Genomic DNA, 20,918 nt, shown 5'->3' with positions numbered 1-20,918 from the left:
GACGAGCTAATGTTGAAGGGCTGTATTTTAGCGCGCTGATGTGCGAGCTTATGACGTAGCTGCAGCCGACAAGACCATCAAGCCAAATATCCAATGGAGGGAATATGAGCACAAGTCAGCATGTACATAATGATAATCAACGAGAGCTAGTATTAGAGCGGATTATCGATGCGCCGCCAGAAAAGCTGTTCCGCGCGTGGACCGAGCCAGAACTCCTCAAAATTTGGTTTACGCCAAGGCCGTGGACTGTGGCTAGCGCGAGCTTAGATGTGCGTGCCGGTGGTTCAAATGTTATCGTGATGCGCAGCCCTGAGGGACAGGATTTCCCGAATCGTGGCGTGTATCTTGAGGTGGTTGAGAATGAGCGCATCGTATTTACTGATGCCTTTACTGAGGCTTGGGTGCCGTCCGATAAAGCCTTTATGACGGCTACTATTACGTTTGAACCTATAGATGGCAAGACCAAGTACACTGCGCGGGTGCTGCATTGGAATAGTGAAGATAGGCAGAATCATGAGGATATGGGGTTTTATCAGGGGTGGTCTAAGGCGACCGATCAGCTTGAGGAACTCGTCGCGAGCATTTAGCCGGTGAGTCTCAAGCCTCGTATCAGAGAGTCAATAATAAGCAGTACCTAGCCCAATTGCCCTGCATATTTTATTGCTGGGGATTGGGCAGGATTAGAGGTGTTATGTCGTCACAGAAAGAAGTGCCTGTACTTAAACAATCAGTGCTTGCGCCATCCCAACTCGCGCAAAGCGCGGCTTTGCAGGGCAATAGTTTTTTATCAAAACAGTTCAATGGCTTGTCGGAATTAGCACAAGATCTACAGGGCATCGAGTTTGAGGATTGCTGCTTTCAAGATTGCCATTTTAGTGAGAGCACTTTCCGTAAATGCAAGTTTATCGATTGCCGCTTTGTGCGTTGCAACTTAAGTTTAGTGAAAGTGCCCCAGTGTCAGTTCAGCGGGGTGGAGTTTGAAGAATGTAAGTTAGTCGGTATCGATTGGACCCGCGCCGCGTGGTCGCGTTTATCCTTTGCCGCGCCCTTTTCCTTTAAGCAATCCATCTTAAATGATTGCTCATTTTTAGGTTTGTCCCTCGATGAAATTATCATCGAAGAGTGTAAGGCCCACGATGTCGATTTTCGCGAGGGCAGTTTTAATCAAGCCAATTTCACCTACACGGATTTTAGTCATAGTCTGTTTGGCCGAACTCAATTATTGGAGGCGGATTTCAGCGAGGCATCCAATTACGATATCGACATTTTTAATAATAAAATCAAAGGCGCTAAGTTTAGCCGTGACGAAGCGATTCGGCTGCTCAACTGCCTCGATATAGAATTAATGGATTAAGGATTGTGGTAGGTTTTTACTCAGCTTTTCACTCAGCATAGTGATGCTCATCCCACGAGTATTATCGCAATTTACTGAAATATCTGTTTATTTTTGAAGCCGCCATTTACCCCATCTGGCGGCTTTTTTCTGCTCGTGTTTTAGGACCTATTGATCTTATTCACGTATTTCAAGGTCAGTCTTAGGTTTTAGTTGCTGTAGATCACACCGAGCTTCCCCATGTGGTTTACCACAATACCCACCTACCTCTTTCGGGATAACAATCTTAGTCGATAAGCAGCGGATCCAGCGGATGCCTGTATTTTGAAGATATGGCGACGCTGTTTTAATGCTTTTATAACTAAAAAAGTAATCAAATCAGTGAGCAAACCTCTGCTCGATGGCGCCAAAAGTGGCCGCTGCGGGTGGGATGAGCGTGATGGAGGTAACCATGATTGAGCTTAATAGGCGAACCTTTTTAAAGGGAGCAGGGGCGAGCGGGGCAACCTGCGCCTTAGCCAGTCTGCTGCCGGGCAGCTTAGCGGCATTAGAGAATAAGCAGCTAAAGGGCATGGGCAAAGACATTGCCAGTATTTGTGAAATGTGTTCGACTCGCTGCCCGATTTCGGCGCGGGTGATTGAAGGCAAAAACGTCTTCATTAGTGGCAACAAGGCCGCTAAATCCTTTGGCGGTAAAGTGTGTGCCCGTGGCGGCGCAGGCCATAGTTTATTGTACGATCCACAGCGCATCGTTAAACCGTTAAAGCGGGTCGGTGAGCGCGGCGAAGGCAAATGGGCTGAGATCAGTTGGGATGAAGCTTATAAATTAATCGCTGAAAACCTCAATAAAATCAAAAAAGAACATGGTCCAGAGGCCGTGGCATTCTCGTCAAAATCTGGCTCACAAGAAAAGCATTTGTTTCACCTTGCGACCGCCTTCGGCAGTCCCAATACCTTTACCCACGCGTCGACTTGCCCCGGCGGTTATGAAATTGCCGCTAAGGCTATTTTTGGCACTAAGGTCAAACGTGATTTAAGTAACTCTAAATACATCATTAACTTCGGCCATAACCTGTACGAAGGCATCAATATGTCCGAAACCCGCGGCATGATGGCGGCGCAGATGGATAAAGGTGCCAAGCTAGTAGTGTTCGAGCCAAGATTCTCCGTCGTGGCCGATAAAGCCGATGAATGGTACGCCATTCGCCCCGGCACCGACATAGCCGTCGCCTTGGCGTTATGCCATGTATTAATTGAAGATAATCTTTACGACAAGGCATTCGTCGCGCGCTATGTGGAAGGCTTCGAAGCCTTTGCCGCCGAAGTGAAAGCCTATACCCCTGAATGGGCCGAAACCATTTCTGATGTGCCTGCCAAAGACATTCGCCGCATCGCCCACGAATATGCCGCTAAAGCGCCCCATGCCGTGGTCGATTTTGGTCACAGAGCCACCTTTACCACCGAAGAGTTTGAGATGCGCCGCGCCCTGTACGCCGCCAACGTCTTGATTGGTAATATTGAGCGTAAGGGCGGGATTTATATCGGCCAGAAACCCGGTGATTACAACAAGCTTGCCGGTGAAGCGGTTGCGCCAGTATTGGCAAAACCTGGCGTGAAAGACATGCCAAAACCAGCAGCGAAACGTATCGATCAGGTGGAAGAGCAGTACGCCATGATGTGGACATCGGGCGGCGTTTACCAAACCATTCTCGATGCCACGTTAAGCGCTGTTCCTTACCAGTTACACGGCTGGGTGATGTCACGCACTAACCCAATGCAAACCATGACAGACAGAGCGCGCGTTGTTGAAGCGATGAAAAAGCTCGACTTTATCGCCGTGTGTGATGTGTATATCAGCGAAACCGCCGCCTATGCGGACGTGATTTTACCTGAATCGACTTATCTTGAACGTGATGAAGAAATTGCTGATAAGTCAGGTAAAAATCCGGCCTATTATGTGCGCCAACGGGTCGTTGAAACCTTAGGTGATACTAAGCCTTCTTGGCAGATCTTTAAGGATGTGGGTGTGGCTATGGGCCTTGGCGAGTTCTATCCATGGGAAAACATGGAAACCCTGCAAATGCTGCAGGTGAACCGCGACACTGACCTGCTGCGCCGGATCAAAGACGAAGGTTTTGTGAGCTTCGGTAAGCCAATTATGTTGTGCGAGCCTAAGATGGTTGCCGAGTTTATTAAGGCATACCCCAATGCTCGACCTGCCGATGAAGACGGCACTTACGCCAGCGCACTGACCTTTAAAACCCCGAGTGGCAAAATTGAACTCACTTCCGCGAAAGTGGAAGCCATGGCACCAGGCCGTGGGGTGATCAAGTTCCGCGAAGTGAATCTTAAAAAAGCAGATGAGCTGTACTTTATCCAAGGCAAAGTGGCGGTGCACACCAATGGCGCAACCCACAATGTGCCTATGCTCGCTAACCTGATGTCGGATAACGCTGTGTGGGTTCACCCTGTTACTGCGGGTAAGTTAGGGATCAGCAATGGCGACCCAATCCGCCTCACCAGCAGTGTTGGCACAGAAGAAGGCCATGCCTTAGTCACGCCGGGTATTCGCCAAGATACTGTGTTTGCTTACATGGGCTTTGGTTCTAAAAACAAAGAGTTGGTCAGAGCAACGGGCAAAGGTATCCATTGCGGTAACTTACTACCGCACGTTACTGCTCCTGTGTGTGGCATGACAGTGCACACCACGGGCGTCACGCTGGCAAAGCGCTAATCGGAGGCTTAAATGAATAAACGATATGTAATGGTGCACGACGAGAATAAGTGCATCGGCTGCCAAGCTTGTAACGTGGCGTGTCGCAGTGAAAATGGCGTACCCGAAGGCGTAACTCGTCTGCAAGTGCGTGTGGAAGGCCCCTTTGGTGAGATGCCCAATCTGCATTTCAAATATCACAGGGTATCTTGCCAGCAATGTGAAGATGCACCTTGCGTTAAGGTGTGCCCAACGGGTGCGGCCTATGTGGGTGAAGACGGCATTATCTCTATCCATACCGAGAAGTGTGTCGGCTGTATGTACTGTGTGGCAGCGTGCCCTTATAAAGTGCGCTTTATGAACCCAGAAACCAAGGCGGCGGATAAGTGTAACTTCTGTAAGGATACGCGTTTAGCACGGGGCGAAGAGCCGGCGTGTGTGACTGTGTGTCCAACCGATGCCTTAGTGTTTGGTGATGCTAATGATCCGCAGAGTGAAGTGGCCATCATGCTCAACACTAAAATCACTTACCAAGATAAAACCCATTTGGGCACTAAACCTAGGGTATATCGCGTTCCTACCAAAAGAGGGGGGATTTGATTATGAACAATACTTGGGGCGACATGGCGCAATATGATCCTGTCACTTGGCACTGGGTCATCGCCGTTTACCTGTTTATGGCGGGGTTATCCGCGGGCAGTTTACTGATTGGCATTGGTTTGCGCTGGGCGAATAAGGAACTCAGCGTGGGAGCCGAAAGCAGCATTCTTAAGGCGGCAGCCATTATTGGGCCTGTAGCAATTAGCTTAGGTCTAGCTTGCTTAGTGTTTGACTTAACCAAACCATTCCACTTCTGGTTGATCTTAATTCACTATAACTTCCAGTCTGTGATGGCAATCGGGGTGCTGGCGCTGCTGGCGTATTCTCCCTTAGCTTTTGCGTACGCCATTATTGTGCTGCGGGATGACTTACCAAAATGGGGTTTGGGTTTCCTAACGCCTATCGCTAAGTTACTTATGCCATTTCGAAAGCTGATTGAAGTATTGTTGTTTGTCCTCGCCATTGGCGTGGGGGCTTACACTGGCTTCTTAATTTCGGCGATGAATGCTTACCCTATGCTCAACACTGCGGTACTGCCTGCGCTGTTTTTAGTGTCAGGTCTATCGGCGGGCGCTGCGGCAAATGCGGTACTGGCGTTGCTGATGTTTAAGACGGACAGCCACGACAAAACCTTAGTGAAGATGCACGGTTTAGAATTGCCTGTGATGGCGATTGAAATCCTGTTCCTGTTCATGTTGTTCTGCGCCTTGTACTTCAAGGGCGGCGCGGCGGCTGCGGCCTTAGCATCGTTAACTTCTGGGTTATGGGCAAGCGTGTTCTGGATAGGCGTTGTCGGTATAGGTTTTGGTATTCCATTGCTGTTTATGCTGCTACCCGCCGCGACTCGCCACACTAAGGGCGCGATGATCATGGTGGCTTGTGCGAGCTTAACGGGCGTACTCGCCTTAAGACACTTTATTGTGTACGCAGGGCAAAGCTATTTAAGCTGAGTGTAAGCTGGCTTTACATATTGATAGATAAAGAAAAAGCACTGGCAATGTCAGTGCTTTTTTATTGTTTGAATCGTGAGAAGGTTTGCCAGTATAAGCAGGAGGCTTATTGGGGTAATAACTCGATAACCGACTTCACCGTTAGCACTAAGGCGCTGATACTGCACAGGACTAACGTCGCCATCTTTGTCTTCTCTTTATCGACACGGCCCACTAATCGTCCTGCGACTAAGTAACCTAAAATCACTGAGGGGAGCAGCATCAACGACAGCCACAGATGTTTTAATTCTAATAAGCCAGTGATTGCTAAAATGATCAGTGCAATCATGGAGCTAAAAATGAAGAAGGCCGACAGCGCTGCGCGAAACTGCGAGGCATCTTTGCCTGCCAACAAAATCGCCATCGGCGGGCCACCAATCGCGGCGATATTGCCGAAGATCCCTGAAACCACGCCCGCACCGAAGAGGGTTTTCTTATTCACTGGCAGGCTGAATTTATACAGGCTGAGGATCACTGCGACAGTCACAATGGCGGCGATGGATAAACCCAGTATGGGTTGAGGCGCAAACAGCAACAGGCTCGCGCCGATAAAACCGCCGGGCACGCGACCTAGGAGCGCATATTGCAAGCCATTGAATTCTAAGTGACCGCGTTCACGCACTAAGGTCAGCAGGGCGATGGAGAAACCCATAGCAATAACAGGCGCAGGTACAAGTTGTGGATCGACGATATACAGCAAAGGACTGGCGACAACCGCAAGCCCAAACCCAATCAGACTTTGGGTTAAGGCGCCCAGAAACACGACCAGCGAGGCTAAGGCGAGTGTCTGTGGATCTATCATAGAAAACATAGGATTTCCTATATCCCAAACCAACTCAAGATGGTGAAATTTAAAGTTTGAAGTCGCTTGGGTATAAACAAAAAGGGATCGTTAACGATCCCTATTGATGAGCACTGTGATATGACTTTGAAAGCGACGAGTCGCTATTCCATGTCTTCCCACTCGATTCCCATTTGATCCATCAACAACTTGGCTTCTGCGGGAATGCTGTCTGGATTATCTTTTGACAGATCGTCATCGTTGGGCAATGGCTGGCCAGTGTAGGCGTGCAAAAATGCCTCACACAACAGCTCGCTGTTGGTGGCGTGACGCAAATTATTGACCTGACGACGAGTACGTTCGTCCGTGAGGACCTTAAGCACTTTGAGCGGAATAGACACAGTAATTTTTTTTACTTGTTCATTCTTCTTGCCATGTTCAGCATAGGGGCTGATGTATTCCCCATTCCATTCAGTCATTGACTCACCTGTTATAACGCTAAATTCGGGGCAGATTTTAAACCCTTACAAAGAACAGTCAAATTATTGCTACTATTTCTTTGTGATTGCAAACAGATTTCTTTATGTTTAGACGTCTAAACGTCTTCACGCCTATTGACGATGGCGTTGGGCTTAGGTACATTTAGACGTCCAGACATCTCTATCAGTCTATCGAATTTAGGAGTCCACCCATGGCAGAGCGTCAATTAGCCACACTGGCAGTGCGTCAGGGTATCGAAAGCGATACTCAATATGGCGCAGTTGTGCCACCGATTTATTTGTCGACTAATTACGCCTTCGATGGTCATAAAAATCCCCGCGAATTCGATTACAGTCGTTCAGGCAATCCAACGCGCTGCATTTTAGGCGAAGCATTAGCGCAATTAGAAAAGGGCGCCACTGGCATAGTGACGTGCACTGGCATGGCGGCCATCACCTTAGTGACCACTTTGCTCGGCCCCGATGACCTATTGGTCGTGCCCCACGATTGTTACGGCGGTTCCTACCGTTTATTTACCAACTTGGCGAAGAAAGGCCAGTTTAAGCTCATTGTGGTCGACCAAACCGACAGCCAAGCGTTAGCCGCCGCCATTGCGCAGAATCCTAAGATGGTGTGGCTCGAAACCCCATCGAACCCGTTATTGCGTGTGGTAGATATCGAAGCCATTGCTAAGGCGAGCCATGAGGTCGGCGCGCTGGTGGTGGTCGATAACACTTTTTTATCGCCGATATTGCAACAACCCCTATTGTTAGGCGCGGATATCGTTATCCACTCCACCACTAAATATATCAATGGTCATAGCGATGTGGTCGGCGGCGCTGTGGTCGCCAAAAATGCGCAAATCGGCGAAAGCTTACATTGGTGGTCGAACACTCTAGGCTTAACGGGATCGGCCTTCGACAGTTATCTGACCCTGCGCGGCCTACGTACCTTAGCGGTGCGAATTCGTGAACATCAAGCCAATGCCCAGCGCATTGTTGAGGTATTAACGCAAAGCCCTGTAGTGAGCAAAGTTTATTACCCTGGTCTTGCGGATCACCCAGGTCATGGGATTGCAGCCAAGCAACAAAAAGGCTTTGGCGCTATGCTGAGTTTTGAGCTCAAGGGCGGCGAGGCCGAAGTCGTGGCCTTTTTAGGTGCACTCAGCTTATTTAGCGTGGCGGAAAGTTTAGGTGGCGTCGAAAGTTTAGTGGCAGTGCCCGCCACTATGACCCACAGAGCCATGGAGCCGCAGGCGCGTTTTGAGGCTGGTATTAAGGACACCCTATTGCGTCTATCGGTGGGTATTGAAGATGCCGCCGATTTAGTTGCAGATATTCAAGCAGGATTAGCCGCCGTTGCGGCTTGTCAGTAGAGGAATAATAGATGGCACGTTGTCACTTACATAAATTTGGTGGCTCCAGTTTAGCGGATGCCGATTGTTATCGCCGAGTCGCCCATATCCTGTTAACCCACGGTCATAGTGATGATCTCGTGGTGGTCTCTGCGGCGGGTAAAAGCACGAATTTCCTGTATAAATTATTAGCGCTGCGTGATGCGGGTCAGCTATGGCAAGAAGAATTACAAGTGCTGATCAGCTACCAACAGGGGTTGATTGAGCAGTTGTTGTCGAATGAACAAGCCCGCGATCTGCGTGAGCGTTTGGCCACAGATAAAGCGCAACTCATCAGCTTGTTGTCTTTAGACGAGCGCAACGAATACCAAATCAATCATGTGGTGAGCTTTGGCGAACGTTGGTCGGCACGTTTAATGGCGGCGCTACTGCGCGAATCTGGCGTGGCGGCAAGCCATGTGGATGCCTGTTCAATTTTAGTGGCCGATGAAGCCGCTGTACCGCAAATTCGGGTACAAGAATCCCGCGCTAAAGTACAAGCCCTATTAGCCGCGCATCCCAATGAACGCTTAGTGATCACAGGTTTTATCTGCGCTAACGAGCGTGGCGATACCCTATTACTTGGCCGTAATGGTTCAGATTTTAGCGCCAGCCTGATTGCTAGTCTCGCCGATATCGAGCGCGTGACTATTTGGACCGATGTGGAAGGGGTGTTCAACGCCGATCCTAATAAAATCAACGATGCCAAGTTACTGAAAAGCATGTCACTTGCCGAAGCCGATCGCCTCGCGCGTTTAGGCTCGCCAGTATTACATTCGCGCACTCTGCAGCCTTTGTTTAATACCGAAGTGAGTTTAGCGGTACGCTCAAGTTATGCATCCCACACCGACTTTACCTTGATCGCGCCCCACAGTTCGTCGGCGAGCGCGCCTGTGGTGACTAACCTCAATGCTGTTGTCCTGTTCGGCTTTAAACTCACAGGGGAGTTAACTCGTTTATTAGATTTATTGATTGCCGCGGGTTTAACGCCATTGGCCCATTGGACCTCTGCCCATCAAAGGGTTGAACTTGCCTATACCGCTGAGAATCAAAAACAAGTTCAAAGATTACTCGATGCCGAGGCAGAAGCATTAGGGATCAGCGAGCAGCAGATCAACACAGATTTTGGTTTAGTTGCATTAGTAAGTGCCGACGCCGAACATTATCGCCGCAGCTTCGCCCGTTTACTGAGCCGTGATGCTAAACCTTTGTTCAGTGGCGATTTAAGTTTAGTGACGTTAGTGCCCCAGTCACAGGTGAATCTGTTAACCCAAAAAGTCCACCGTCGCTGCGCTGGCCCGCGTAAACGCATTGGCGTCCTGCTGCTCGGTGTGGGTAATATCGGTGAGGCTTGGATCGATCTGTTTAAGTCGGTTTCACCCTCACTAGACCATGAACTCGAAGCCAGTGTTGAGTTAGTCGGTTTAGTCAGTTCGAGTAAAGCCTTGATTAAATCAACTGGGATTAATCTTGCCGCGTGGCAAACAGAGTTTAATACTGAAGCAACGCCTTGGCAGTATGAACATTTATTCGAGCAATTAGAGCAAGTTAATTGCGATGAGCTGGTGGCCTTAGATATCAGTGCCAGCGCCAGTTTGACGCTGCAATATCCAGAACTGTTCGAGCGTGGCATCCATGTGGTGAGCGCGAATAAACTTGCGGGCTCGGGTCCACTGCCTTTCTATCGAGAGTTAAAGCAGCAACTGGGTAATCGTCGTTTGTTTTGGCGCTATAACGCCAGCTGTGGCGCTGGTTTACCTATCCAACATGCGCTAAATGATCTGCGTAACAGCGGTGATAGCGTTGAAGCGGTGGGCGGGATTTTCTCCGGCACCTTGTGTTGGTTGTTTGAGAAATACGATACTAGTAAGCCATTTTCAGAATTAGTGATTGAAGCCAGAGGCTTAGGTATTACTGAACCCGATCCCCGCGACGATCTCTCCGGCCGTGATATGCAGCGTAAACTGCTTATCTTAGCCCGTGAGATTGGCCTTGAAATCGAGCTTGAAGATATTGAGCTGCGCTCACTCGTACCAGCCGCTTTGGCGGATATTCCCTTAGATCAATTTCTCACCCGCATTGCCGAGTTAGATGCCGATCTGCTGCAACAGTATGGTGCGGCGGCGGAGCAAAATAAGGTGCTCAGATATGTGGCATCCTTAGACAACAGCGGCCCAGAGCTCAAGGCCGAAGTGGGTTTGCAGTGGATTGATACTCATCACCCTTACGCCAACTTAACCCCTGGTGATAATGTGTTTGTGATCCGCAGTGTCTTCTACCAAGGTAATCCGCTGATCATCCGTGGACCGGGCGCTGGACGCGAAGTGACAGCGGCGGCGGTGCAGTCGGATCTGACTCAGATCTGTCGCGATCTGCTGCAGGAATAACGCGATATCAAGCCTCTTAAAGGACTCATTCGAGTCCTTTTTTATTGGCTAGAATAAATCTATCGAATTAACCGAGATTAAATGCGGTTTATGGGTATTTTGGGGCTTGACTTACATCTCAGTTTCTCTAGTATATGGACATATAGACGTCCAAACGTCCATTTGAACGAATTCATACTAGCAAAGAGTAGCGCCAAGGGCGGTTGAGGAAATACACATGGCTTTTCATCACGCACAACATTCACAATCGCTGAACCAGAGCTTGTCTGAGCTTAATGACGATATTAATGTTTCTTTTGAGTTTTTCCCGCCATCGACCCCCGAAATGGAACAGATCCTATGGAACTCTATCCGTCGTTTAGAGCCGCTTAACCCTAAGTTTGTGTCTGTGACTTACGGTGCTAACTCAGGCGTGCGCGACCGCACCCACGGCGTGATTGAACGTATCCAACAGGAAACTGACCTCGTTGCCGCGCCGCACTTAACCTTAGTGGATGCCAGCGATGAAGAGCTGTTAGAACTGGCTAAGCATTATTGGAAATCGGGCATTCGTGACATAGTGGCACTGCGTGGTGATTTGCCCGCAGGCAGCCCCAAGCCAACCCGTTTTGCGGCGGATTTAGTGCGTTTGCTGCGCTCTGTGGCTGACTTTGATATTTCAGTTGCGGCCTATCCAGAAGTGCATCCCGATGCGAGTAATGCACAGGCTGATTTAATCAACCTTAAGCGCAAGATTGATGCGGGCGCCAGCCGTGCTATTACCCAATTTTTCTTCGATGTGGAATCTTACCTGCGTTTTCGTGATCGCTGCGTTGCCGCCGGTATCGACGTTGAAATTGTGCCGGGTATTTTACCTGTGACTAACTTTACCCAGCTAAAACGTTTTGCTGGCATGACCAATGTGTCGTTACCGAATTGGTTACATAAGCAATTCGACGGCCTAGAAAACGATGCGGGTACACGCCAATTGGTGGGGGCAAACGTGGCCATCGACATGGTGAAAGTGCTGTCCCGCGAAGGCGTGAAGGATTTCCATTTTTACACCTTAAATCGCGCCGAATTGACCTACGCGATTTGCCACACTTTAGGCGTGCGTCCTAAATAAAACCTTATAAAATAAGCTAATAAAAACGCCGCAGAGAATGCGGCGTTTTGTTTTGCTTAAATTCTAAATTGAGCTAATAAAGTTGTTAAACGGGCTGCGAGTTGGGCAAGTTCATCGCCAGCGCGTGCAGTTTGTACCGCACTATCTGTCGCATTGGTCGCAATATCATTGATGTTATTAACATTTTTATTAATCTCAGCCGAAACCGCACATTGCTCATTTGCAGCGCTGGCGATCTGGATATTCATCTGGCTAATGGTGGAAACCGCATGGGTAATGGCTTCGAGTGCTTCACCCGCTTGGTGAACTTGGGATACACAGCTTTGGGTGGTACGGGTGCTGGTTTCCATCGCATTGACTGTGGACTTAGCTTTATGCTGAAGCGCTTCGATCATCTGCTGAATTTCCGTTGTAGATGCTTGAGTACGACTCGCCAGAGTGCGTACTTCATCGGCAACGACCGCAAACCCTCGACCTTGTTCTCCCGCCCTTGCGGCTTCAATTGCCGCATTGAGTGCGAGTAAATTAGTTTGGTCGGCAATATTACGGATAACCACAAGCACAGAATCGATTTCAGCGGTATTACGCTCTAATTCATTGATTTCACTCGCTGCTGTGGCTATTTCCTCGGCCAATATGGCGATAGTGGTTACCACTTTTTGTACAACCAATTTGCCTTGTTCGGTTGAGTCATTGGCATGATTGGCGGCATCGGCCGCATCGGTCGCGTTATGGGCAACTTCTTGAACCGTTGCGGCCATTTCATTCATTGCGGTGGCAACTTGCTCGGTTTCGAGGTGCTGACGACTCGCCATCTTCTGGGTTTCCCGCGTAATGCTCGACATTTCTTCAGCAGAAGTGGCGAGCAGGCTTGTTGAGTCGGCGACGTGGGAAACTGTATTGTGGATTTTTTCTACAAAGCGGTTGAATGCCATCGATAATTCAGCAATTTCATCCTTACCTTTTACCGCGATTCGGCGGGTTAAATCGCCTTCACCTTCAGCGATATCATTCATGGCTTGGGTGGTTTCAGCGATAGGGCGAGTAATGCCTTTGGCAATAAACCAAGCAATGGCAGTTCCAATGACCAGAGCCACTAAACCGATAAGGATCAACTTAAGGCGAATATCCGCTATCGCTTGTTCTGAATGGGTTCTATCCATCGCAATATCGAGTACGCCAAACACGTTTCCTGAGTAATCTTTTATGGCGTGGCGATACAGAGCATAGGTTTTGTTATTTAAGGAAATAGTGCGTATGACTTCATGGCCTTGCATGACGTTATTGAGTTCATCTGTCGCTTGGGTATCAGGCGTGAATGTCGCGCCAAATAACTTATATCCAGAATCATCTGGCAAGATGAGGGCAATTTCTGCTTGATAGGCTTGTTTAAAATTATCAAAAAAGGGTTGACCGAAGGACATGCCAAACTCAACTGATCCTGTGTGTTGCCCGTTGTAACTCATTGGAACTAAACCACGAATACCTAATCCTTCCACTCCATATTCCAAGCCATAAAGAGGGCGCTTTTGGCTATTTGTTTCCACTATGGTCTTGCGTATGCTGGTGAGATCATCGCCAAATTTTTCGGGACGATGCAAGCGTAGAAAAGAAGTGGCTGGTGGCCTATGAAATTGGAATTGCTGAACCGCAAAATCGCGCTTAAGTTGGGTGAATATAGGTAAGGTACGGGTGGTGAGTTCATCACGCTCGCCTGTTGCAAAGGTGCTTTGAACTTCTGGCGTGAGTGAGATGATGGTTGCCATTGCTTCGGCTAATTTGCCCGATGAGGCTATCTCGGCAACAGCGGTTTCATAGATCTTATGGAGTTCTCTTTGCTCGGATTCTGCAACTTGGCGACTGAATTCAGAGAGAACGAGCGGCATGATAAAGCTCATTACTGTTAACAGTAATAGACAGATCCCAATAACGATCCTCGTACTAATTTTTAGATTTATCAAAACAGCCTCCAATTCATGTGCAAATCAACTCAATTTATCCGTTTGATATTATAGAGATACAACTTGATAAGATTTGAGAGGGCGCGAACCTTTTTAAGTTATTTATTCCCTCTTACGCTCGTTTCGTGCCCTTGGACACAGATCTATTTTGGGCCTAAATATTTACTTAGCCTGCTAACTAAGTATAATGCTTAGCACGCTAACTAAGTGGGTGAGCAAGATGCAAAAAGAATTAGAGCGACTAAAAGAGTTATCACTGGCGGAGCATTTAGGCCGTCTGCATCGACTGTGGCGTACCGTGGCCGATGTTGAGCTGGCACCTTTAGGATTAACTCATCCCCGTTGGACTGCCCTTTGGAAACTGCTGCGTTTAGGCGACAGCGTGAGCCAGAAAGTATTGGCCGATGCCTTGGAAATTGAATTGGCTTCGCTAATGCGCACCTTAGGGCAATTAGAAGAGCAAGGTCTAGTCGAGCGTCATTGTTGTGACAAAGATAAGCGGGCAAGGATTGTGAGCCTGACGCCAGCGGGATTAGATGTTTTAAAGCAAATGGAAGCGCGGATTATTCAAGTGCGCCGTGAGTTATTAGGCGGGATCAGTGCCGAAGAGTTGAGCGAATTTGAACGCATTATTAGCCTGATCAGCGACAACGCCAGCGCCAAATTAACCAAGGTTACAGACACCCTTTTGTGAGAAAGAAGATGACACCGGATCAACAGTTTGCCCGTTTAGTAAAATTTGCCATGTTTGGCTTTGTGATGGTTTTTGGCTATTTCATGCTGGCCGACACTATGATGCCATTGACGCCTCAAGCCATGGCGACCCGTGTAGTGACTAAAGTGACACCGCAGATCAGCGGTAAAATCCAGACCATAGCTGTAACCAATAACCAAGCCGTTGCCAAGGGTGATTTGTTGTTTCAAGTCGATCCCGCACCCTATGAGTTAGCGGTATCGCAGGCTAAATTGGCCTTAGAGCAAGCCCGTCAAGATAATGCTGAGTTAGATGCCTCGCTACTGGCCGCTAAGGCCGAGGTCAATGCCAATAAAACCACCTCACAACAAAAACGCAGTGAGGCTAAACGTCTCGATGCCCTGTATGCCACCCATGGCGTATCGCAGCAGCAAAAGGAGCTAGCCGATAGCGATGCCGCAGCTGCTGAAGCCAATTTGCTTGCCGCCAATGCCCGTTTAGAAAAACTCAAAGTGAGTCGTGGCAGTTATGGCGAAGAGAATCTTAAAGTGCGTCAGGCGCAAAACCATTTAGCCCAAGCCGAGCTTAATCTGTCTTATACCCAAATACGTGCTGATCAAGATGGGATAGTGACTAACCTGCAGTTAGAAGTCGGTAGTTTTGCGACCGTGGGGCAACCTCTGTTGGCCGTGGTATCGGATAAAGTGGATATTATTGCCGATTTTCGCGAGAAGAGTCTGCGTGGAGTCAATGCTTCTTCGACCGCTTTGATTGCGTTCGATGGCGAACCTGGGCGTTTATATCGGGCGACGGTGAGCAGTGTCGATGCGGGCGTGAGTGCAGGGCAATTCGATGCTAATGGCCGTTTAGCCGCGCCACAGGAATCGGACCGTTGGGTACGTGATGCTCAAAGATTGAGATTACATCTAGTGTTAGATGGTATGGCAATGAACAGCTTACCTGCGGGCGCGCGCGCGACCGTGCAATTGCTGCCCGAGAATAGCCTGTTCAGCTTGCTCGCTAAGGTGCAGATTAAAGCAATCAGCCTGCTGCACTATATTTACTAGCCTATTTACTAGAATGTTTACTAGCGTATTTACCAGCATCTTTACCAGCATCTTTACCGGCATATCCATCAGTACTTATCTGTGTTGACGAGCACGAGTGACTCGCGGTGGTTTGTATTTGCCGCGAGTCGCTTGAGTGAACGCTTCAAAGCAACATAAGTGTGAACGCAGCATAAGCCAGCTAAACATCCTCATTTAATGTATCGATAGAACAAGGCGACGAGCATGTTACTACGCCATAGCCCATTGACGGCCAACGATTTACGCCAGTGTTTACGGATTGCGACTGGCGCGACCTTAGGTTTTACCCTGTGTAAAATTTTTGGTTGGAGCAATGGAGTCTTTTTCACTGTGACACCTATGCTACTACTCGGATTAGTGCCAGTGATGAATGGTCATGCTATGCGCCAATTATTGGCTTCATCTGCCATGGCTGGGTTAGAGGTTGGGTTACTCGGCGGTTTCTTTGGCAGCCATCCCGGCATGATGACTCCCATCGTTTTCCTATTATTTTTATACCGCTTTGCGGCCATGTCCCGCGGCAGTTTGTTTCTCTTTGGTGCCAACGGTGTGCTGAGTCTCAGTATCATGCTGCACTTTGCAAGCTATCCCGGCGTTGACTTAAACGACTTAGTTTTCAGTAATTTTTGGGCGACAGCACTTTCAGTAGTTATCGCCTACGCTATGACGGCACTCTGGCCCGATGTGGAACCAAGAGCGGCTTACAAACCTGGGCCTAAGGCGCCGCATCGAATGCGCCACGAAGCCTTGCTCGGCGCGACCATAGCGACGGCATCGTTTCTGGTGTTCCAAATATTTGATCTGCGGGATTCGATGTCGGCTCAAGCGACCACTCTTTTGCTATTGTTTCCTATGCATTGGAATGGTGCACTCGACTATGCCCGTAAGCGCGCCATAGGCACCCTGTTGGGGGTGTCGTTTGGGATACTCGTGCAGTTGCTGCTCTATGATTGGTCAGGGCTATTGATGTTAGTTGTGCCCTTGTTGTGGATTGGACTGATGATTTTTAGCCAAGCCCATGTGCGCGAGGCGAATGGCTCAGGTGTCGGTTTTGGTGCTATGACCACGTTAGGGATTTTGTTTGGGCAGTATTTGACCCCAGGTAACGACTTAATCTTCAGTGCCTTATACCGAGTGAGCAGTATTTTAATCGCTATCGTTGGCACGTTACTTTTATGCTATTTGATACATAAGTTATTGAATCGTTTCGAATCGACGCGGTTTGGTTATTGAGCAGGCCATTAAGTCTTGAAGGCTTGCAGCTTAACCTTGTACAGAGTAAGGTAAATTTATCCCGTTTGAATTGAACAATAAGTGACTCTTAATGAATGTTAAGGCTCATTTATTGGCTGTTTTAAAAATGAGCGGCTAATTTTAAAATGGGTTTAGTGTGTGAGCACAAACATAAATAACAATAACCCCTATGCTTTAGAGCTTAATTCTCTTCAAGGATAGAACATGAAGATTAAAACATTAGTCATAAGCTTAACGCTATGTAGCGGCTATGCCGCTGCCGCCGAGCCTTCTGACAAACAATCGATGAACGTTATGCCACAAGCTGCACAGTTATGTGTGTCTTGCCATGGGGCAGCGGGTGAGGGCATTGAACCACTCGGCCCTCGATTAGCGGGATTATCTAAAGAATATATCTCGACACAATTGCAGCATTTCCAAGCGGGCGTTCGCCAAAACGCGACCATGATGCCGATGGCAATGACGCTCCAAGGTGACGGTATTGAGCAAGTGTCGAGCTATTTTTCTGCAAAGCCTGCCAATGACGTCAAGCCTGTTATCCGCGGTGAACAAGTTGTTTTTAATGACGACACCGCCCGTTTAGCCTATCAAGGTGATTGGTCCCGTGGTTTACCAGCCTGCGTGACCTGCCATGGTCCTTCTGCATTAGGTGGCGGCTTATTTCCTCGCTTAGCAGGTCAACAGGCGAGTTATATCAAAACGCAATTATTGGCATGGCAGTCGGGCACACGTAAAGGTGACGTCGATGGCATGATGGGGAGCGTCGCGAATAAGCTCACTGTCGCCGAGATTGATGCGTTAGCCAACTACTTTGCGAATTTAAAATAAGGAGCCGGCCATGAAATATTCCGCAATGTTATTACTGGCCGCGATGGGGTCGTTAACCGTTCAGGCGCAAGCTGAAACTGAGCCAGTACAAGAACGCCCAGATAAGCAAGCTCCGCTGCCTTCTTTCCCTAAGGTAGCAGATCAAACCTATCTTACCCCTAGACCTTTGAGTGCGATTCCCGAAGGCGCCTTTGGTGACAAAGTGCGTTTAGGTTATCAACTGTTTGTGAATACCCAACAGCTGCGTGATAAGTATGTGGGTAATGAGCTTAACTGTACCAATTGCCATATGGATGCAGGCCGTAAAGCCAATGCATCACCCCTCTGGGGTGCGTATTTTGCTTATCCGGCGTATCGTAAAAAAGACAATAAAGTCAGTAGCTTTGAAGAACGCATCCAAGGTTGTTTTAACTATTCGATGAATGGTAAAGCCCCTGCATCAGGTAGCCCTGAGTTAGTGGCGCTTTCTGCCTACGCCTATTGGTTAGGCATGGGCGGCTTGATGGATGAGGCTAATATCAGTGGCCCTGTTCCTGAGATCAGTGATGCTGAGTTAGTCAAAGGTGCCAAGCGGGATGACTTCCCACTACCAGAGGCATTAGCTAAGGCGATGACAGTTGAGCAACGTGCTAACTTGCCGGGTCGAGCTTATCCTGAGATCCCAAAACCCGAACAAGCCTATTCATCTGAACGAGGTAAAGCCGTGTATGTCGCCCATTGCCAAACTTGTCATGGTGTTGATGGGCAAGGTCAAGCCATTGCGGGTGTGTATGCACTGCCGCCGCTGTGGGGATCTCAAAGTTATAACTGGGGAGCGGGAATGCACAGGGTCAATACTGCCGCATTTTTCATTTATGAAAACATGCCCTTTGGTAAGAGCATGCAGCTGACGAACCAACAGGCTTGGGATGTTGCCGCTTACATCAACTCCCACGAGCGTCCGCAGGATCCGCGTAACAAGGGTGATGTGAAGCAAGCGCAGGAGAAATACCACAATGACAGCGATTACTATGGTCTCACGGTCGATGGCAAAGTGTTAGGCACTGAGTCCTATCCGATTTTTCCTAAGAAGTCATAGTTGAGTCGCTGAGATTAAGTGCTCGTGTGATGTTATAAAGCGAGTGAATAAGTTAGACATAAAAGCCAGCAAGCATTTAGCTTTGCTGGCTTTTTTATTAATTAGCCCAAGAGTTTAGGCTTGTCATGGCACTTTCTCACCGACACGCAGCTAGTCCATCCGTGGATGCTCGACCGCCCCGTCCATGGGGCGGACGGTCGTCTCGCAAATCACCATGACTCACCTTTCGGACATCAGTGTTAACTGTCGCTTTAAAAGCATACGGAGATTTTCGCTATAAGTGGCTTATTCACTATCTCGAATGTGCAAAACGTATTGAGGGAGTCGAACCCTCTCTACGTTTTCTAAGAAGCTGATTTACGTTGGTTTTTGGTCAAAGGAAACAAACTCTTGTTACACCTTACTGTATTTCTTTAGTAAGGGGAATTCTCGAGCGTTCTAACCTCAAGCACTGTTTAGACACACAGGTATAATGTGAGATTTATAAACTGGCTTCAAATCGAGACTAAAAAGGTATCAGTTTTTGCTTGGGATTTTATGTAATCAACTGAAATTATTATTCTTTCACTTTGCCTAATATTATTTACCGCGCCAAAATGCTTCTCGGTAAATAAAGTCTCGATTTTTCTGGATGAAAAATGTTGAAAGCCCACTGATACTGATGCTAACTTATTGGCATAATTAAATTATTTACTCGTTTATTCTCATATCTAACTCTATTCGGGTTGGGTTTTATTAGAAAAGCAGGTAATACACTGTTAGGCCCACTTAAGGATCAAGTATGGATGATATACAGAGCATGCTCTCCAAGATTCAATCTGAGCGTGAGGCTAAAATCATTGAGCATAAGAAGCATCTCGAATCCGATGACTATCAGGGGGCTCTCAGGCTTCTAGAAGTGGTTACTTTCGACTTCATAAAAGGCATGAAGTCATGTTCAATCTATTGCAGTCGAGGCGCTGATTTCCGAGACAATTCTCTTTCGCTTAGTCATATTGATGATTATTTCATGTCAGCGATTATGATCTTGACGATGCTCAAAGAAGGAGGGATCAATCCCGCAAAACGAGAAATGCGCTATCTCATTGATTCGAGTATGCGATACTTGTTTGTAGATCAGCAACTGTGGAGAGGAAAGCTAAATGAAAAGGTTGTGTATTTTGACAAAAAAATAGATAAGTCGAATATAAAATACATTAACGATATTGACCTTCACATGATCGACGATCAAGGCTTAAAGAAGTCATTTTGTTCCGAATACACTCAGGCTTATTATAAGGCTTGCGAGTATGTCCATGCTTCTACAAGACAAATTGAAGAGCGGTTTTCCCTGTATGAGCAGGGTATCACTATAGGGCTGGAGCGAGCTGAACAACTGCAAGAAGTGGCGGAACTATTAAGCGAAGTGTACTCGACCCTTTTAGTCTTTACGTTCCACGCATCAGGTGTAAGTACAGTCGGCGATCTCATGGTAGACACCCTTTCACCACAAAATGACTGGGTTTACAACGGCAATAAGTATATTGCTGAAATCGATCGGCATTTTGATTACAAGCATGAGCGTAAAGAAGTTCTTCAGGAGCTAGAGAAAATGCGCGCGGAAAGAGCTCGGCCTAACAAGGCATTGCAGCGGACAAGCCGCTGAATGCGGCGTTAAAGCATTCCTTTAAATAAATACTTCATCTACTCAACCCTCGGATTAACAATAAATCGTGCTCACAAAGTATGCATCTGTGAACACACTTGCTATAACACAGGAATGCGGTTCACTGAGCCAAATGAATACACCCAAATATTATTTAAGTTAGATAACTTGATGAATACAACCAATTGAACTTTATTGAAACATCCATAGTTTAATTTAGCGACAGGTATACTCGGGAATTAACGAGATTAAGTACTTGCATGGAAGTGACCGTTGGCGGCAAGGATGCCGCCGTCGAGCCCTCAGGGATGAGTTTATGGCGTGTCACTGGAATACAAGTACTTAATCTTTTAGCAAATCAGAAAGGATACTTTATTGTATCTGACCGATAGCGGCATAGAGAATATCACTATAATGCCTAGGACATTATTAACACTTCTTTTTAAATCATAAGCAGGCGTGTCACTGGGAAAACAATGGCAATTAATGCTGCATAACTCAGCAGCTTTGCTTTGGTGGGAAACAACTCAGCCTGAGTTGCAAAAATCTATTATGATCTCCGCGCTATAACAACTTATCTTGCTATAAG

At 47.8% G+C, this 20,918-nt stretch carries 17 protein-coding genes; 14 read left to right on the top strand and 3 right to left on the bottom strand.

Features of this window, described 5'->3' with window-relative positions; genetic code table 11:
- The first annotated feature begins 104 nt into the window (after nucleotides 1-104).
- The 5 genes from L5M51_RS11850 to nrfD all read left to right on the top strand — a co-directional run bounded on the left by L5M51_RS11850 (nucleotide 105) and on the right by nrfD (nucleotide 5,596).
- Entirely contained in the window at nucleotides 105-587 is a 483-nt protein-coding gene (locus L5M51_RS11850; RefSeq protein WP_168825637.1) for an SRPBCC family protein, read from the top strand.
- Between the two features lie 104 nt (nucleotides 588-691).
- On the top strand, nucleotides 692-1,354 hold the full coding sequence (locus L5M51_RS11845; protein WP_107402699.1) for a pentapeptide repeat-containing protein: 663 nt from the start codon (nucleotides 692-694) through the stop codon (nucleotides 1,352-1,354).
- A 430-nt stretch (nucleotides 1,355-1,784) separates the two neighbouring features.
- The gene (gene phsA / locus L5M51_RS11840) at nucleotides 1,785-4,067 is read left to right on the top strand and encodes a thiosulfate reductase PhsA (protein ID WP_263172881.1); all 2,283 of its coding nucleotides are present in this window, start codon (nucleotides 1,785-1,787) and stop codon (nucleotides 4,065-4,067) included.
- A gap of 12 nt (nucleotides 4,068-4,079) precedes the next feature.
- On the top strand, nucleotides 4,080-4,646 hold the full coding sequence (locus tag L5M51_RS11835; RefSeq protein ID WP_219234513.1) for a 4Fe-4S dicluster domain-containing protein: 567 nt from the start codon (nucleotides 4,080-4,082) through the stop codon (nucleotides 4,644-4,646).
- Between the two features lie 2 nt (nucleotides 4,647-4,648).
- Nucleotides 4,649-5,596 carry an NrfD/PsrC family molybdoenzyme membrane anchor subunit gene (nrfD, locus tag L5M51_RS11830; protein WP_263172878.1) on the top strand — a complete coding sequence of 316 codons (948 nt, stop codon included), beginning with the start codon at nucleotides 4,649-4,651 and terminating at the stop codon, nucleotides 5,594-5,596.
- Nucleotides 5,597-5,702: 106 nt separating this feature from the next.
- Here nrfD and L5M51_RS11825 read toward each other — a convergent pair whose 3' ends face one another.
- Together L5M51_RS11825 and metJ are read right to left on the bottom strand one after the other, a co-directional pair.
- Nucleotides 5,703-6,446 carry a sulfite exporter TauE/SafE family protein gene (locus tag L5M51_RS11825; RefSeq protein ID WP_113940051.1) on the bottom strand — a complete coding sequence of 248 codons (744 nt, stop codon included), beginning with the start codon at nucleotides 6,444-6,446 and terminating at the stop codon, nucleotides 5,703-5,705.
- Between the two features lie 134 nt (nucleotides 6,447-6,580).
- Nucleotides 6,581-6,895: a met regulon transcriptional regulator MetJ gene (metJ, locus tag L5M51_RS11820; RefSeq protein WP_259582805.1), complete on the bottom strand. Its 315-nt coding sequence runs from the start codon at nucleotides 6,893-6,895 to the stop codon at nucleotides 6,581-6,583.
- A 212-nt stretch (nucleotides 6,896-7,107) separates the two neighbouring features.
- Between metJ and metB the strand changes: the two genes are divergently transcribed.
- From metB to metF, 3 genes are all read left to right on the top strand, one after another.
- Complete coding sequence (gene metB / locus L5M51_RS11815; RefSeq protein ID WP_263172876.1) at nucleotides 7,108-8,271, top strand: cystathionine gamma-synthase; 1,164 nt, start codon at nucleotides 7,108-7,110, stop codon at nucleotides 8,269-8,271.
- An 11-nt stretch (nucleotides 8,272-8,282) separates the two neighbouring features.
- On the top strand, nucleotides 8,283-10,676 hold the full coding sequence (locus L5M51_RS11810) for a bifunctional aspartate kinase/homoserine dehydrogenase II (protein WP_105251321.1): 2,394 nt from the start codon (nucleotides 8,283-8,285) through the stop codon (nucleotides 10,674-10,676).
- 217 nt (nucleotides 10,677-10,893) lie between these two features.
- Complete coding sequence (gene metF / locus L5M51_RS11805) at nucleotides 10,894-11,781, top strand: methylenetetrahydrofolate reductase (RefSeq protein ID WP_263172873.1); 888 nt, start codon at nucleotides 10,894-10,896, stop codon at nucleotides 11,779-11,781.
- Nucleotides 11,782-11,837: 56 nt separating this feature from the next.
- Here the strand turns inward: metF and L5M51_RS11800 are convergent, their stop codons facing one another.
- Nucleotides 11,838-13,739 carry a methyl-accepting chemotaxis protein gene (locus tag L5M51_RS11800; RefSeq protein WP_263173026.1) on the bottom strand — a complete coding sequence of 634 codons (1,902 nt, stop codon included), beginning with the start codon at nucleotides 13,737-13,739 and terminating at the stop codon, nucleotides 11,838-11,840.
- Nucleotides 13,740-13,962: 223 nt separating this feature from the next.
- Between L5M51_RS11800 and slyA the strand changes: the two genes are divergently transcribed.
- The 6 genes from slyA (at nucleotide 13,963) to L5M51_RS11770 (ending at nucleotide 20,329) form a co-directional block, all read left to right on the top strand.
- A complete protein-coding gene (gene slyA / locus L5M51_RS11795) occupies nucleotides 13,963-14,436 on the top strand; it encodes a transcriptional regulator SlyA (RefSeq protein WP_105251323.1) in 474 nt (157 codons plus the stop codon).
- Nucleotides 14,437-14,444: 8 nt separating this feature from the next.
- On the top strand, nucleotides 14,445-15,503 hold the full coding sequence (locus L5M51_RS11790) for an HlyD family secretion protein (RefSeq protein ID WP_263172872.1): 1,059 nt from the start codon (nucleotides 14,445-14,447) through the stop codon (nucleotides 15,501-15,503).
- Nucleotides 15,504-15,728: 225 nt separating this feature from the next.
- Nucleotides 15,729-16,757: a DUF2955 domain-containing protein gene (locus L5M51_RS11785; RefSeq protein WP_113940046.1), complete on the top strand. Its 1,029-nt coding sequence runs from the start codon at nucleotides 15,729-15,731 to the stop codon at nucleotides 16,755-16,757.
- Between the two features lie 225 nt (nucleotides 16,758-16,982).
- Nucleotides 16,983-17,606, top strand: a complete 624-nt coding sequence (locus L5M51_RS11780; protein ID WP_263172869.1) for a c-type cytochrome — start codon at nucleotides 16,983-16,985, stop codon at nucleotides 17,604-17,606.
- 10 nt (nucleotides 17,607-17,616) lie between these two features.
- The gene (locus L5M51_RS11775; protein WP_263172867.1) at nucleotides 17,617-18,684 is read left to right on the top strand and encodes a c-type cytochrome; all 1,068 of its coding nucleotides are present in this window, start codon (nucleotides 17,617-17,619) and stop codon (nucleotides 18,682-18,684) included.
- Nucleotides 18,685-19,465: 781 nt separating this feature from the next.
- Nucleotides 19,466-20,329, top strand: a complete 864-nt coding sequence (locus tag L5M51_RS11770) for a hypothetical protein (RefSeq protein WP_263172863.1) — start codon at nucleotides 19,466-19,468, stop codon at nucleotides 20,327-20,329.
- The last annotated feature ends 589 nt before the right edge of the window (nucleotides 20,330-20,918 follow it).

It is taken from the genome of Shewanella sp. SM73, from assembly GCF_025653795.1.
GTDB lineage: Bacteria > Pseudomonadota > Gammaproteobacteria > Enterobacterales > Shewanellaceae > Shewanella > Shewanella oncorhynchi.
The sequence above is the reverse complement of the archived record's forward strand: the minus strand, read 5'-3'. Positions and strand labels throughout refer to the sequence as shown.